Here is a 16,673-nt window from a genome sequence, read left to right as displayed (position 1 = left end):
TGAAGATAACCGGATTTTTTATTTAAAATGCAACAAGGCTATTCTCCCCTTCCCTGCTGCATAGGCTGTGGAATCATCTATGAATCTTAATGTATAAAAACCTTCTTCAGAAAGTTTATTCCAGGTACTTCCGGAATCCTTGGAATACGATATTCCACTGAAACCTGAAGCAACAAGTTCTGCTGCATTAGAGCCCGGAACATACCTAACCGAGCTTTTATAGCCCGGGTCTTTGTCCTTACCAACAAGCTGCCAGGTCTTCCCCCCGTCTTTGGTCACAGCTTTATTTGCCCTATTTTCCTTTGGCTTTGTATAATCTCCGCCAATTATAAAGCCATTATTTTCATCATAAAAAGCAATACTGTAACCGCCGGTGGTAGCTTCTCCCTGAACCAGCGGAGTTTCGAATACCTCCCAGGTCTTTCCTTTGTCGGGAGAATAGAAAACTCTTGACCTTTTTCCTCCGGAAAGGATCCAGGTATTATCCCCTTTTACAGCTATGTTCGAGTTACTTGCTGCGAATGCTGCTTCCCCTTCTTCGGCTTCAGGCAGTACATCACAGCTAAGTTTTTTCCAGGTTTTTCCCGCATCACGGGTAATGATCACAGATAAACAGTTTTGGGTAGGATCGCCCATCGCTATCCCTTCGGAATCGTTCCAGAAAGCCATAGAGTCATAAAATGCCTTCTCATCATCTTCCTCATAAACAAGCTCCATCTTTCCATTCTCCCCTGTTTTGTATAGAAGTGCCGGGCTTGCCACGCTTAGCATAAAGAAGTCATTGGGAGTACTTGCCACAGCCCTAAATTCAGGTACAAGGGTATCATATTTCTGAACATTGGTTTTCCAGGTATTTGCCTGGCGGTTATAAAGTCCGTAAACCCCTTTATTTCCTGCAAAGGCCAGGTTGTTCCCAATCACTTCGATCGCTCTGATGCTCAGGGTATCGGCTTCCAGGATCGGTTCTACTTCCACCGAACTAAAATATCCAGGCTTTTGAACCTGAGCCTTCCCTTCTTTATTATCTGATTTACAGGCGAAAACCAGTAGTATTGCGAGATAAAATATACGTTTCATAGATAGAATTTGTACCCAAAGATAAATTTTTTCCGCAGTAAAAAAGCTTACCTTTGCAGTCTTAAAATTTATTTATGCGTTTACATCGAAATTTGGTTTTTGCTACTATAGATGCTCTTTCCGAAATTTTCAACGAAGGAAAATATGCCGATAAGGTAATCGAAAAAACCCTGAAAAGGGATAAACGCTGGGGTTCCCGTGACCGCAGTTTTATTGCTGAAACCACTTACGATATTGTAAGGTGGAAAAGGTTATACGCCGAAATTGCCGAAGTAAAAGAACCATTTTCACGCCAGAACCTGTTTCGTCTTTTTGCAGTATGGGCCACTTTAAGAGGTATAAAATTACCCGATTGGAAACAACTGGAGGAAACTCCAACCCGTAGAATCAAAGGGAAGTTTGACAGCCTGAGCAAGATCAGAAAATACCGTGAGTCTATTCCGGATTGGCTGGATGAGACCGGAGTAAAAGAACTTGGGGAAAAGAAATGGGAAAAGGAGATCCACGCCCTTAACGAACAGGCCCCGGTGATCATAAGGACAAATACCTTAAAAACCACTAAAGAGGCACTGCAGAAGCAACTTGCGGACGAAGAAATATTTACCCGTCCCATAAAGAACCATCCTGAGGCATTAGTCCTGGAAGAACGTGCCAATGTCTTCAAAACCCAAGCCTTTAAAGATGGGTTCTTTGAGGTACAGGATGCTTCTTCACAACTGGTTGCCCATTTTCTCGACGTACAACCAGGAATGCGGGTTGTAGACACCTGCGCCGGTGCCGGTGGCAAAACGCTTCACCTGGCCGCCCTTATGGAAAACAAAGGCCAGATCGTTGCACTGGATATCTACGGAAATAAACTGAAAGAATTAAAACGCCGTGCACGTCGTGCCGGCGCTCATAATATTGATCCGCGTGCCATAGATAACAATAAGGTCATTAAAAAGCTTAAAGGCAGTGCCGATCGTGTTCTTATCGATGCCCCTTGTAGCGGACTTGGAGTGCTTAGCCGGAATCCTGATGCAAAGTGGAAACTGCAGCCTGAGTTTATCGAAACTCTGAAGCAAACCCAATCTGAAATTTTAGAACAATACTCTAAAATACTGAAACCGGGAGGAAAAATGGTTTACGCCACCTGCTCGGTCTTACCTTCAGAAAATCAGGACCAGGTGGAAAAATTCCTGAATTCGGAAGCCGGGAAAGATTTCAAAAAGGTAAAAGATGAAAAGATACTTTCTTCTGAAACCGGTTATGACGGATTCTATATGGCATTGCTGGAAAAAAGCAATTAATATAAAGGACTATAAAAAATCAAGAAAAGCGACAGGAAGTTCCTGCCGCTTTTTTGTTTAAAGCCATCCCTTATTTTATGTTTCTATTCTCTGAATAATCTTAAAAATATTCTAAATTTGCGGCTGTACACAACAACACAAAACAACCCGTAATGATCCTTTTCTTCGGAACCCAATCTGCCAAGGTTTATGCTGTAGAAACACACCACGACCTTTCGGCTCAGAATATCAGCAAACTGAACTGGCTTTTCGGAAATACTCAACAACTAAATAAATCTGCGCTGGCAGATTTTTTTGTTGGTCCCCGTGCCGCTATGATCACTCCCTGGAGTACAAATGCCGTTGAGATCACCCAGAATATGGGCATTCCCGGTATTATTCGTATCGAGGAATTTATGAAAGTAGATGAACATTTCCACGATTTCGACCCTATGCTTTCTCAAAAGTATGAAGCTCTGGACCAGGATATTTTTGATATTCACATCAACCCTGAAGCTATTAAGGAGATTGAAGATATTGAAGCCTACAACCAGCAGGAAGGTTTGGCCTTAAATCCTGAAGAAGTTGAATATCTGGAAAATCTTGCCAAAAAATTAGGCCGAAAACTGACCGATTCAGAGGTCTTCGGATTCTCGCAGGTAAATTCTGAGCACTGTCGCCATAAGATCTTCAACGGAACTTTTGTTATTGACGGTGAGGAAAAACCGGCTTCCCTGTTCAAGATGATCAGGAAGACTTCCGAAGAAAATCCTAACGATATCGTTTCGGCTTATAAAGATAATGTGGCCTTTGTAAAAGGACCACGAGTAGAGCAATTTGCTCCAAAAGCTGCCGATATCCCTGATTTTTACAGGACCGTAGATTTTGATTCGGTCATTTCCCTAAAAGCCGAAACCCACAATTTCCCTACCACCGTTGAGCCCTTTAACGGGGCTGCAACAGGGAGCGGCGGGGAGATAAGAGACCGTCTTGCCGGCGGAAAAGGTTCTTTACCTCTTGCCGGGACAGCAGTTTATATGACCTCTTACTCAAGACTTGAAAAAGAAGGCCGTGACTGGGAGAGCGGAATGCAAGAAAGAGACTGGCTTTACCAGACCCCTATGGATATCCTGATTAAAGCTTCTAACGGAGCATCAGATTTCGGGAACAAGTTCGGGCAGCCACTTATTTCTGGCTCCGTCCTGACCTTTGAACATTCTGAACACGAACGTTCTTTAGGCTACGACAAGGTGATTATGCTTGCCGGAGGTGTTGGCTACGGAAAGGCCGATCAGGCTAAAAAAGACATTCCTAAGAAAGGAGATAAAATAGTAGTCCTTGGTGGTGACAACTACCGCATCGGGATGGGCGGTGCCGCGGTTTCTTCGGCAGATACCGGAGAATTCAGCAGCGGGATCGAACTCAATGCCATCCAGCGTTCCAACCCCGAAATGCAGAAACGTGCAGCCAATGCCGTTCGCGGAATGGTGGAAAGCGAAGAAAACCCAATCGTATCCATTCACGATCACGGCGCCGGAGGACACCTTAACTGCTTAAGCGAACTTGTAGAGGAAACCGGCGGAAAGATCGACCTTGATGCACTTCCTGTTGGAGACCCTACCCTTTCAGCAAAAGAAGTGATAGGGAACGAATCCCAAGAACGTATGGGGCTTGTAATTGGCGACAGTAAACTGGAGATCCTGAAAAGAGTTGCCGACAGGGAGAGATCCCCGATGTATGAGGTTGGAGACGTTACCGGAGATCATAAATTCACCTTTGAAGGCAAGAAATCGGGGCAAAAGCCAATGGACCTTGACCTTACCGATATGTTCGGAAGTTCGCCGAAAACGGTGATGAAGGACAATACGGTAAAAAGAGAATATGCCGATCTTCAATATTCATCAGAAAAAATACACGATTACTTAAATCAGTTGCTTCAGCTGGAAGCCGTTGCTTGTAAAGACTGGCTCACGAACAAGGTAGACCGTTGTGTTTCCGGCCGCGTGGCCAAGCAGCAAACCGCAGGTCCGCTACAGCTACCGCTTAACAACTGCGGGGTGATGGCTCTTGATTATAAAGGAAAAGAAGGAGTTGCCACTTCTATTGGCCACTCCCCTGTTTCGGCACTTGTAGATCCTGTTGCAGGATCTAAGAATTCCATTGCAGAATCTCTCTCTAATATTGTATGGGCTCCCCTTGAAAAAGGACTGAAATCCGTTTCACTTTCGGCTAATTGGATGTGGCCTTGTAATAACGAAGGCGAAGATGCCCGTTTATACCAGGCCGTGGAAGGAGTTTCAAATTTTGCCATCGCACTAGGGATCAATGTTCCTACCGGTAAGGATTCGCTTTCTATGAAGCAGCGCTACAAGGATGGCGAAGTGATCTCCCCGGGAACGGTGATCATCTCGGCCGCCGGACATTGTGACGATATCACGAAGGTTGTGGAGCCAGTGTTACAAAAAGACGGTGGAGATATTTACTATATCAACCTATCACAGGACGAATTTAAACTCGGCGGATCTTCTTTTGCCCAGATCCTGAACAAGGTGGGAAGTGAAGTTCCTACTATCAAAGACGATGAGAAATTCGCAGAATCCTTTAACGCGATTCAGGAGCTTATCAAAAAAGACCTGATCCTTGCCGGACACGATGTGGCTTCAGGTGGACTTATAACTTCCCTGCTGGAAATGTGTTTTGCAGATACCGATCTTGGAGCCGATCTTGATCTTTCCGCACTAAAAGAAAAGGATGCTGTAAAACTTCTTTTCAACGAGAACTGTGGAATCATCTTCCAGGCTAAAAATGCTTCAGTTGAAGAACTGCTTTCTGAAAAAGGGATCGAATTCTTCAAAATTGGTAAAGCCATTGAAGGTGACAGCCTGAACATTAAGAATAATGACGACAAGTTCAGTTTTAATATTGCTGAATTAAGAGACACTTGGTATAAGACCTCGTTCCTGCTTGACGAAAGACAAAGCGGAATTGACAAGGCTACCGAGCGTTTCCATAACTATAAGGAACAATCGCTGGAGTTCAGGTTCCCTGAAAACTTTACCGGGAAACTGCCAAAATTGGACGAAAATAAACCAAGAATAAAAGCCGCGATCCTTCGTGAAAAAGGATCGAATTCTGAACGTGAAATGGCGAGGGCGATGTACCTGGCCGGTTTCGACGTAAAGGATGTGCATATGACCGACCTGATAAGCGGGCGCGAAACTCTTGAGGATATCAGTTTTATTGGCACCGTTGGAGGGTTCTCAAATTCTGATGTTCTGGGTAGCGCCAAAGGATGGGCCGGAGCTTTCCTTTATAATGAGAAAGCTAAAACCGCGCTCGATAATTTCTTTAAAAGAGAAGATACCTTATCCCTGGGGGTTTGTAACGGGTGCCAGTTATTTATAGAGCTCGGATTAATAAATCCTGAGCACGAGCAAAAACCGAAAATGCTCCACAATGAATCGCATAAATTTGAATGTAATTTCACATCAATTGAGATCCAGCCTAATAATTCTGTAATGTTATCCAGCCTTGCTGGAAGCAAACTTGGAATCTGGGCAGCACACGGGGAAGGTAAATTCAGCTTTCCTTATGAAGAAGAGCGCTATAATATAGTTGGGAAATATGGTTACGAAGGTTACCCTGCCAACCCTAATGGCTCGCATTATAATACCGCAATGATGACCGATGCCAGCGGCCGTCACCTGGTAACTATGCCTCACCTGGAGCGATCTACCTTCCAGTGGAACTGGGCTTATTATCCTAAAGGAAGAAAAGATGAAGTAACTCCCTGGCTTGAAGCCTTTGTAAATGCAAGAAAGTGGCTGGAGAAAACCCGAAACCAATAAATCCGGATTTTGTTTAAATCTTATTTTTTCAGGAAATTTTTAAGGGATATGAAAATATCCCTTCTTTTTTTTAACATCAATTTGATATAGCCCGCAATTTTGCTATTTTGCGAAGCATATCATAATTCATCTACTTACATGAACGAACCAACACGTCTTTTTGATTTTCCATACTATCAACTTGAAAGATTTCCTCTCGAAAAAGCTCTGGTAACAAAATATAAAGGGAAATGGGAAGCTTTATCTACCCAGCAATATATTGACAAGGCCAATGCCATTAGTCGCGGACTTTTAAGACTTGGTGTACAAACCGATGAAAAGATCGCCGTGATCTCTTCCAGCAACCGTACAGAGTGGAACGTTATGGATATAGGAATCCTGCAGTTAGGTGCAAGAAATGTTCCTATCTATCCTACTATTTCGGTAGAGGATTATGAATATGTTTTAAATCATAGTGAAGCCACCTATTGTTTCGTATCAGACGAGGAAGTACTCGGAAAGCTTAATGAAATTAAACAGAATACAAAGCTTAAGGAGGTTTACAGTTTCGACCAAATTGAAGGCTGTAAGCACTGGTCTGAGATCCTTAAGCTGGGAGAAGATAAAAGCAATCAGGATGAAGTGGAAAAGCTGAAAAAAGCAGTTTCACCACAGGACCTTGCGACACTTATCTACACTTCAGGAACCACAGGAAAACCTAAAGGAGTTATGCTAACTCATGAAAACATTGTAAGCAATGTACTGGGTAGTGCTCCCCGCGTCCCTTTTGAAAGAGGTACCTACGTATCCCTGAGTTTTCTTCCGGTGTGTCATATTTTTGAACGAATGATCCTTTATCTATATCAGTATTATTCGGTTTCCATTCATTTTGCGGAATCCATAGATAAGATCAGTGACAACCTGAAGGAGGTCAAACCACACGTAATTACGGCAGTTCCAAGACTGCTTGAAAAGGTATACGATAAGATCATAGCAAAAGGATCCACACTTGGCGGGATCAAACAGAAATTATTCTACTGGGCCGTGGAACTTGGGCTTGATTATGAACCATACGGGGCCAACGGCTGGTGGTACGAAACAAGACTTAAACTTGCCCGAAAGCTCATTTTCTCAAAATGGAAAGAAGGTCTTGGCGGCAATATAGAATTGATAGTTTCAGGAAGTGCTGCCCTGCAACCAAGACTGGCCAGAGTATTTGCTGCAGCAAACATCCCGGTAATGGAAGGTTACGGTCTTACCGAAACTTCTCCTGTGATCGCGGTGAACGATCAGCGTGACCGTGGCTTTAAGATAGGAACCGTTGGGCGCGTTATAGATAATGTACAGGTTAAGATCGCTGAAGACGGCGAGATCCTTACCAAAGGACCCAATCTTATGAAAGGGTATTATAAGGAACCGGATAAGACCAAAGAAGCTATAAACGGAGACGGATTTTTCCATACCGGGGATATTGGCGAGATAGATAAGGACGGCTTCCTTAAAATCACCGACCGTAAGAAAGAAATGTTCAAGACCTCGGGTGGTAAGTATGTTGCCCCACAGCTTATTGAAAATACGATGAAACAAAGCAGGTTCATTGAGCAGATTATGGTAATTGGAGATGGAGAAAAAATGCCTGCTGCCTTGATTCAGCCTAATTTCGAATTTATTCAGGAATGGGCTCATCGCAAGAAGATTGACCTGGGCAGTGAGAAACCAGAAGATATTGTTTCTAATAAACAGGTAATTGCACGTATTCAGGAAGAAATAGATTTCTACAACCAGAAATTCGGGCGATGGGAACAGATAAAGGCCTTTGAACTTACTCCAGACGTGTGGAGCATAGAAGGCGGACACCTTACTCCTACTATGAAACTGAAGCGACGCAATATTAAAGACAACTACATAGACCTTTATAATAAGATCTATCAACATAATTAATATCTAATCAGATTATTAAGTTATTGTTAAACTCTCCGGAAACGGGGAGTTTTTTTATGCTTTTCGGTTATTTTTAGATGCTTTGATGTGATTATTTAAATTTCTTCTGAATTTATTATGCACGCATAATATTTTTTCCTAAATTTGAGACTCACTCAAACAGAAGATGAAAGATAAGACCATAGATTATGTATTGCGGGCCACCTGGATGGCGGTTTCTAAGATGTATAATGAAGAGGCCGGAAAAGCCGGAAGCACTATGGCTACAGGTTTTGCCCTTTTAAGCATAGACCCTGAAAAGGGTACTCCTTCAACTTCACTGGGACCAAAAATGGGAATGGAAGCCACCAGCCTCTCCCGTATACTAAAAACTATGGAAGAGAAAGGTTTAATAGTAAGAAAGAAAAATCCCAACGACGGGAGAAGCGTTCTTTTGCATCTTACCGATTTTGGGAAAGAAATGAGGGAGTATTCCAAAAAAGTTGTGCTTCGCTTTGATGAGGCCGTAAAGGAATCGGTTTCAGAAGAAGATCTTCACACCTTTATTGAAGTGGCCAATACCATTATGGCCCTGATCGCCGACAAGAAAATTTATAAAGAAGAAATAAAAATTAAATAACCGAATAACCTCACTCCTGTTGGCCGTGAGGTTTTTAAAATAAAAAACACCAAATGAAACGAAGAATCAACAAGGTTGCAGTAATCGGTTCCGGAATTATGGGAAGCGGGATTGCCTGTCACTTCGCCAATATTGGCGTAGAGGTACTTCTGCTGGACATCGTTCCGCGGGAACTGAATGACAAGGAAAAGAAAAAAGGATTGACTCTGGAGGATAAGGAAGTCAGAAACCGCCTGGTGAACGACTCACTTCAGTCGTCTTTAAAATCTAAGCCCTCTCCTATTTACCATAAAGATTTTGCTAAAAGGATCTCTACCGGTAACCTTGAAGATGATATCTCAAAGGTTTCTGAAGCAGACTGGATCATTGAAGTGGTGGTTGAAAGACTGGACATCAAGAAGAAGGTTTTCGATGATCTTGAAAAGCACAGAAAAGAAGGTACTCTTATTACCTCAAATACTTCGGGAATTCCTATCAGCCAGATGAGCGAAGGCCGAAGTGAAGATTTCCGCAAACACTTCTGCGGAACCCACTTTTTTAACCCGCCACGTTACCTGAGATTATTCGAGATCATTCCGGGACCTGACACTTCTGAAGAAGTACTGGACTTTTTCCACTATTATGGAGAGAAATTTCTTGGAAAAAAACCGGTTATCGCAAAAGACACCCCTGCTTTTATAGGAAACAGGATAGGTATCTTTAGTATTATGAGCCTTTTCCATATGGTTAAGGAGATGGGAATGACCATTGAAGAAGTCGATAAACTTACCGGACCGGTAATTGGAAGACAGAAATCGGCTACTTTCAGGACCGTTGATGTTGTTGGACTGGACACGCTTGTTCACGTTGCCAACGGACTACATAAGGGAGTTCCGGACGATGAAGCTCACGATCTTTTTGCCCTGCCGGATTTCATCGATACGATGATGGAAAATGAATGGTTCGGTAGTAAAAGCGGACAAGGATTCTATAAAAAGATCAAGAAAGATGATGGTTCCAGCGAGATCAAATCCCTGGACCTCGATACAATGGAATACCGCGATCGTAAAAGCGCTTCCTTCGCCACCCTTGAGCAGACAAAATCTATAGATAATGTAGAGGATCGCTTCAAGGTTCTTATAAACGGAAAAGACAAGGCCGGGGAATTCTACAGAAAGAACTTCGCCGCGCTTTTCGCATATGTTTCCAACAGGATTCCGGAGATCACAGACGAGCTATACAAGATAGACGATGCGATGAAGGCCGGTTTCGGATGGGAACACGGGCCATTCCAGATATGGGATGCCATAGGCGTTAAAGAAGGAATTGAAATGATGAAGGCTGAAGGGAAAGAGCCTGCAGCCTGGGTAAATGAAATGCTGGAAAGCGGAAGCGATAGTTTCTATACGGTTAAAGAAGGTAATACCTATTATTACAGCATTCCGGATAAAAAACAGGTAAAAGTGCCAGGACAGGATGCATTTATCATCCTGGATAATATTCGTGAATCTAAAGAGGTTTTCAAGAACAGCGGTGTTGTTGTTGAAGATCTTGGAGACGGGATCCTGAACGTGGAGTTCCGCAGTAAGATGAACTCTATTGGAGGAGATGTACTGGACGGGATCAATAAGGCGATTGATATTGCTGAAAAAGACTACAACGGTCTTGTGGTTGCCAACAACGGGAAGAACTTCTCTGTTGGGGCCAATATCGGGATGATCTTTATGATGGCCGTGGAGCAGGAATATGAAGAGCTGAATATGGCTATTAAATACTTCCAGGATACAATGATGCGTATGCGCTACTCCTCTATCCCAACCGTTGCCGCGCCACACGCGATGACCCTTGGAGGTGGTTGTGAGCTTTCACTGCACGCCGACAGGGTTGTGGCAGCTGCCGAAACTTATATGGGACTGGTTGAATTTGGAGTTGGAGTGATCCCCGGTGGTGGTGGTTCTAAGGAAATGACCGTTAGAGCTGCTGATACTTTTCAGAAAGATGATGTAGAGTTAAACCGACTAAGAGAACACTTCCTGACCATTGGTATGGCAAAAGTATCTACTTCAGCCTATGAAGCTTACGATACCAACATCCTTCAGAAAGGAAAAGATATCGTTGTGGTGAACCAGGACCGTCAGCTTGCCATTGCCAAGAAACAGGCAATGCTGATGGCTGAGAACGGATACACCAAGCCAATTCCGCGAACTGATATCAAGGTGCTTGGAAAACAGGCTTTAGGTGCATTCCTTGTAGGAACCGACCAGATGAATGCCGGAAAATACATAAGTGACCACGATAAGAAGATCGCCAATAAACTGGCCTATGTAATGGCCGGAGGTGATCTGTCTGAAGCCTCTTATGTAAGTGAGCAATACCTTCTGGATCTTGAAAGAGAAGCCTTCCTTTCTCTTACCGGGGAAAGAAAAACCCTTGAGAGACTGCAGCATATGCTGAAAAAAGGGAAACCACTACGTAACTAAAATAATTTTTGGGGTGAGTTATTCTCACAGCTAAATTCAAAATTCTAAGAAAATGAAAACAGCATATATAGTAAAAGCATACAGGACTGCCGTAGGGAAAGCTCCCCGCGGAGTGTTCAGATTCAAACGGCCGGATGAGCTTGCCGCAGAGACCATTCAGCATATGATGGGCAAACTGCCGGAATTTGATAAAAAGAGAATAGACGATGTAATTGTTGGAAACGCAATGCCTGAGGCCGAACAGGGACTTAACGTTGGACGCTTCATCTCCCTGATGGGACTTGAAATTAAAGATGTTCCGGGAATGACGGTGAACCGCTACTGTGCTTCAGGACTTGAAACCATTGCAATGGCATCAGCCAAGATCCAGAGCGGGATGGCCGATTGCATTATTGCCGGTGGTACCGAAAGCATGAGCTATATCCCTATGGGTGGTTACAAGCCTGTTCCAGATTACAAACTGGCTAAAGAAGGCCACGAAGATTATTACTGGGGAATGGGGCTCACTGCAGAAGCAGTAGCTCAAAAGTATAAAGTATCTAGAGAAGATCAGGATGAGTTTGCATTCAATTCTCACCAGAAAGCCCTGAAGGCACAGGAAGAGAACCGTTTCCAGGACCAGATCGTACCTATCAAGGTAGAGCAGACCTATGTTGATGCAGATGGCAAGAAACAAACCAAATCTTATACCGTAGATAAAGACGAAGGCCCAAGAAAGGATACTTCCAAAGAAGTACTTGGAAAACTGAGACCTGTCTTTGCCGAAGGCGGAAGCGTTACTGCCGGGAACTCCTCGCAAATGAGTGACGGGGCTGCCTTTGTAATGGTGATGAGCGAAGAAATGGTGAAAGAGCTAAATGTTGAGCCTATTGCAAGACTGGTAAGCTACGCTCCTGTTGGAGTTGAACCACGAATTATGGGAATAGGACCGGTAGAGGCAATCCCAAAAGCCCTTAAACAGGCCGGATTAAAGCAGGACCAGATGGAACTTATTGAGCTGAATGAAGCCTTCGCCTCTCAGTCACTTGCGGTTATGCGAGAACTTGGTCTGGATCAGGACAAAGTGAATGTGAACGGAGGAGCTATCTCTATGGGACACCCGCTTGGATGTACCGGAGCGAAATTATCGGTTCAGATCTTTGACGAAATGCGCAAGCGTAACCTGAAAGATAAATACGCGATGGTAACCATGTGCGTTGGAACCGGACAGGGAGCAGCTGGAGTTTATGAAGTGTTCTAAATTTTAAATGTTGAATTTTATATGGGGGCTCGGTGAAAAAGGAGAATATTATTGCTGATAAAACATTCAGGTTTTCACTGGAAATAATATCTCTTTTTAAAGAACTGAAATCTGAAAATGAATTTATCATTTCCAAACAGTTGTTAAGATCCGGGACAAGTATTGGAGCAAATGTAGAAGAAGCAATTGCAGCGCAGTCCAGGAAGGATTTTATAAATAAAATGTCAATTGCATCTAAAGAAGCCAGGGAAACAAAATACTGGTTAAGATTATTGAGCCACTCTGAGTTAACTGAAATAAATGTTGACTCTCATTTAAACGAGATAGAACATATTATAAACATTATAACTAAAATTATAATAACCACTAAAACTAAAATAACCTGAATTTTAACTGCTTTTAATTCAGCATTTATAATTCGAAATTCAAAATAAAAAATGAGTACAGATACAAAAGAAAAAGATATGCTTCGTGGCGGCCAGTTTTTGGTGAAACAAACCAGCTGTGACGATGTTTTTACTCCTGAAGACCTTAATGAGGAGCAGAAGATGATGAAAGATTCGGTAAAGGAGTTCGTTGACCGCGAGATTTGGCCGAAGAAAGAAGAATTTGAGAAGAAGAACTACGCTCTTACCGAAGAGATAATGAACAAGGCAGCAGAACTTGGGTTCCTTGGCGTTGGTGTACCGGAAGAGTATGACGGGCTTGGAATGGGCTTCGTTTCCACAATGCTGGTATGTGATTATATTTCGGGAGCAACCGGCTCTATAGCCACCGCTTTTGGAGCACATACGGGAATCGGGACACTTCCAATTCTACTATACGGTAGTGAAGAACAAAAGAAAAAGTATGTTCCTAAACTTGCCACCGGGGAATGGTTTGGTGCATACTGCCTTACCGAACCGGGAGCAGGTAGTGATGCCAACTCAGGAAAGACCAAAGCAGTACTTTCTGAAGACGGTAAGCATTACAATATAAGCGGACAAAAAATGTGGATCTCGAATGCAGGCTTCGCTTCTGTATTCATCGTTTTCGCAAGAATTGAAGACGATAAGAATATCACAGGATTTATCGTAGAATACGATAAGGACAATCCAAACGGAATCACCTTTGGTGAGGAAGAGAAAAAGCTGGGTATCCACTCCTCTTCTACCCGCCAGGTATTCTTCAATGATACCAAAGTGCCGGTAGAAAATATGCTTTCTGAACGTGGTAATGGATTTAAGATCGCAATGAATGCTCTTAATGTTGGCCGTATCAAGCTTGCCGCTGCGACCATCGACGCCCAGCGAAGGGTGACCGATGTAGCCGTGAAATATGCCAATGACAGGGTGCAATTCGACACTCCTATCGCGAAATTTGGTGCCATCAAGTCTAAGCTTGCCGAGATGGCTACTTCGGCTTACGTTGGAGAAGCTGCCAATTATCGTGCGGCTAAGAACATTGAAGATCGTATCAGCCTTCGTCAGGAAGGCGGAAACTCTCACGCTGAAGCAGAATTAAAGAGTTTCGAGGAATATGCCATAGAATGTTCTATTCTGAAGGTAGCTTGTTCTGAAGATGTTCAGAACTGTACCGATGAAGGGATACAGATCTTTGGAGGAATGGGCTTCTCTGCCGATACTCCAATGGAATCGGCCTGGCGTGATGCCCGTATCTCAAGGATCTATGAAGGTACTAACGAGATCAACCGTATGCTGGCGGTAGGGATGCTGGTTAAAAAGGCGATGAAAGGACACGTGGACCTTTTAGGGCCAGCCACCAAGGTAGCGGATGAGCTTACCGGAATCCCTTCTATGGAAAAACCGGATTACTCTGAATTATTTGCAGAAGAAAAGGAAATGATTCAGAAGCTTAAAAAAGTATTCCTGATGGTTGCGGGATCTGCGGTTCAAAAATTCGGACCTCAGCTCGAAGAGCACCAGCAATTGCTTCTTGCAGCTGCTGATATCCTGATCGAGATCTATATGGCAGAATCAGGAATCCTGAGAGCCGAGAAGAATGCGAAAAGATTCGGGGAAGATATCCAGAAAGAGCAGATCGCAATGGCGAAATTATACCTGTATCACGCAGTAGACACCATCAACCAGAAGGCGAAAGAAGGAATCGTTTCTTTTGCTGAAGGAGACGAGCAACGAATGATGCTAATGGGACTTAAACGTTTCACCAAGTATCAGAATATGCCAAATATCGTTGAGCTTAGAAACAAGATTGCTGAAAAGCTTACTTCCGAGAACAAGTACTGTTTCTAATATTTTTAATTTTGATTAATAAAAGGCCGGTTCTTTAATTGAACCGGCCTTTTTTTGTTCCCTTTAAATTTTAACATAACCCTAATAAATAAAAGGAAATATTGAATTAATTTTTTAAAATGAAATTCTCCCTTCACTTCATCATCATAATGTTTTTGGCATTCTTCGCTCAGAATGCGCCAGTGTTTGCACAGGAAAAGACCGACGAAAAAGATAGCCTTAAAGATGAATTACCGTCTGAAAACAAACTTGCTCCTGAACATAACCAATACATCGATAACAGTCTTCAGGAATACAACAAAGCCTATTATAAACTTGACAGACTAAATAACCCTAATGGCTTAGCTCCTGAAAGAATCAATCTTCAGACTCCCCAAGCTACACTGGAACATTTTATAGTAAGTTCCAGGAATAAAGATTTTAAAGATGCAGCATATGCATTGAACCTTAACCTGATGCCAAGTAACCTTTCGAGCAAAGAAGTTGAGGATCTGGCAAATAAATTATTCTTTGTACTGGATAAAAGGATCAACATAGACTGGGACGGACTGCCAGACCGCCCGGATGGCCAGATAGACATCAGGACATCAACAAACCAAGCTGTGGCAGGTGTTCCAAGAAGAAGTATAATATTTGGAGAGACTAAATTAAATAACCGGAATATTGTTTTCAGGTTGCAACGTGTTCAATACAAAGACTACGGAGCTTTCTGGTTAATTTCTGCAAACACCGTAGAAAATATAGAAGAACTTTATGAAGTTTACGGTCCCACCTTACTGGACCGGACAATGCCACAATGGTCTCGTGGTAAAATAGGAACGGTTCCTCTATGGAAACCGATCTTAACTATTATTCTAATAATCATCTCTTTTTTACTGGGGAGATTAGTGATCTTCATCCTCAAAAAGATTGCCCGCACTTATAATAAAAGATGGGTTATCGGGCTTAGCGAAAGACTGGGCATTCCCGCCGGCCTGGCAGTAGCCGTATTCTTTTTTTATATAAGCCTGAATAACCTTATATCTTATTCCGGAGCCTTCTCCAGCACCATTTATGCCTTTCTTCTCGCCATAGTAATAGCCTCAGGGACCTGGTTCTTTATGCGAATAATAGATTTCCTGATGAAGTATGTGGCAGAGAATAAAATTGCGAATGCCTTTTCGGAAAACAACGATGAAGCAAAACAGTTATTCACCTATATCTCGGTTGCAAGACGAATTATCACTTTTACAGTAGTAATAATTGGTACAGCCATAATACTTTCACAATTCAAGTCTCTTGAAAAACTCGGGATCTCAATGCTGGCCTCTGCAGGTCTGGCCACCATAGTTCTGGGTATTGCCGCCCAGAATACACTGGGGAATATCATTGCGGGGATTCAGATTGCCCTTACAAAACCTGTGAGAATAGGCGATACGATAATTATAAACGATCGCTGGGGCTATGTTGAAGACATCAGGTTTACCTATATGGTCGTGAGAACCTGGGACCTGAGAAGGCTGATAGTTCCCCTTCAAACCGTAATCTCCGATTCTTTTGAAAACCTTTCCATAACAAGTCAGAATCAGATAAGGGAAATCAGCCTGTATGTAGATTACCGGGTAGATGTAGACAAGCTTCGGAAAAAATATGAGGAACTTTTAGAAGCTTCTGAAGAATGGGATGGTAATAACCCCCCTCTTTTCCAGGTAACCGATATGACCGAAAAATCTCTAAAAATTCGAGCTATATGTAGTGCTAAAGATCCTAATGAGGCCTGGAATCTGCATTGTAAATTAAGGGAAAAGCTTGTGGCTTATATCAACGAACTTGAGGATGGCATTTATTTCTCAAGAACGAGGATAGATGTAAGATCTGATGATGGTATAAAGGAAAGCCCGAAATAATTCTCTTATTTGAGCTGAAAAATCTGCCCGCTTTACGGCGTTTTTCACCTCAACCCTAAAATTCACCGCATCGTTATTGAAAATTGAGCTTTTAGCAACTCATT

The 16,673-nt window shown here is 42.9% G+C and carries 10 protein-coding genes; 9 read left to right on the top strand and 1 reads right to left on the bottom strand.

The features are described 5' to 3' along the window. Positions 1–18: 18 nt before the first annotated feature. Positions 19–1,077, bottom strand: coding sequence for a WD40/YVTN/BNR-like repeat-containing protein (locus ACFQ3Q_RS08020; RefSeq protein ID WP_380744642.1), 1,059 nt, complete (start codon positions 1,075–1,077; stop codon positions 19–21). Positions 1,078–1,151: 74 nt separating this feature from the next. Here ACFQ3Q_RS08020 and ACFQ3Q_RS08015 point away from each other — a divergent pair, with 74 nt between their 5' ends. The 9 genes from ACFQ3Q_RS08015 to ACFQ3Q_RS07975 all read left to right on the top strand — a co-directional run bounded on the left by ACFQ3Q_RS08015 (position 1,152) and on the right by ACFQ3Q_RS07975 (position 16,569). Continuing rightward, positions 1,152–2,366: an RsmB/NOP family class I SAM-dependent RNA methyltransferase gene (locus tag ACFQ3Q_RS08015; protein ID WP_380744641.1), complete on the top strand. Its 1,215-nt coding sequence runs from the start codon at positions 1,152–1,154 to the stop codon at positions 2,364–2,366. A 152-nt stretch (positions 2,367–2,518) separates the two neighbouring features. Beyond that, complete coding sequence (gene purL, locus ACFQ3Q_RS08010; RefSeq protein ID WP_380744639.1) at positions 2,519–6,193, top strand: phosphoribosylformylglycinamidine synthase; 3,675 nt, start codon at positions 2,519–2,521, stop codon at positions 6,191–6,193. 138 nt (positions 6,194–6,331) lie between these two features. Continuing rightward, entirely contained in the window at positions 6,332–8,113 is a 1,782-nt protein-coding gene (locus ACFQ3Q_RS08005) for an AMP-dependent synthetase/ligase (protein ID WP_380744637.1), read from the top strand. Positions 8,114–8,279: 166 nt separating this feature from the next. Further along, positions 8,280–8,732 (top strand): MarR family winged helix-turn-helix transcriptional regulator, encoded by a 453-nt coding sequence (locus tag ACFQ3Q_RS08000; RefSeq protein WP_380744635.1) that lies wholly within the window; start codon positions 8,280–8,282, stop codon positions 8,730–8,732. 53 nt (positions 8,733–8,785) lie between these two features. Continuing rightward, positions 8,786–11,191, top strand: a complete 2,406-nt coding sequence (locus ACFQ3Q_RS07995) for a 3-hydroxyacyl-CoA dehydrogenase/enoyl-CoA hydratase family protein (protein WP_380744633.1) — start codon at positions 8,786–8,788, stop codon at positions 11,189–11,191. Between the two features lie 52 nt (positions 11,192–11,243). Further along, positions 11,244–12,431 carry an acetyl-CoA C-acyltransferase gene (locus tag ACFQ3Q_RS07990; RefSeq protein ID WP_380744631.1) on the top strand — a complete coding sequence of 396 codons (1,188 nt, stop codon included), beginning with the start codon at positions 11,244–11,246 and terminating at the stop codon, positions 12,429–12,431. Between the two features lie 32 nt (positions 12,432–12,463). Next, entirely contained in the window at positions 12,464–12,817 is a 354-nt protein-coding gene (locus ACFQ3Q_RS07985) for a four helix bundle protein (RefSeq protein WP_380744630.1), read from the top strand. A gap of 51 nt (positions 12,818–12,868) precedes the next feature. Beyond that, on the top strand, positions 12,869–14,683 hold the full coding sequence (locus ACFQ3Q_RS07980; RefSeq protein WP_380744628.1) for an acyl-CoA dehydrogenase family protein: 1,815 nt from the start codon (positions 12,869–12,871) through the stop codon (positions 14,681–14,683). A gap of 119 nt (positions 14,684–14,802) precedes the next feature. Then, on the top strand, positions 14,803–16,569 hold the full coding sequence (locus ACFQ3Q_RS07975; RefSeq protein WP_380744627.1) for a mechanosensitive ion channel family protein: 1,767 nt from the start codon (positions 14,803–14,805) through the stop codon (positions 16,567–16,569). The last annotated feature ends 104 nt before the right edge of the window (positions 16,570–16,673 follow it).

The sequence above is a fragment of the Salegentibacter chungangensis genome (assembly GCF_042678405.1).
GTDB lineage: Bacteria > Bacteroidota > Bacteroidia > Flavobacteriales > Flavobacteriaceae > Salegentibacter_A > Salegentibacter_A chungangensis.
This window is presented reverse-complemented; position numbering and strand designations above follow the sequence as displayed.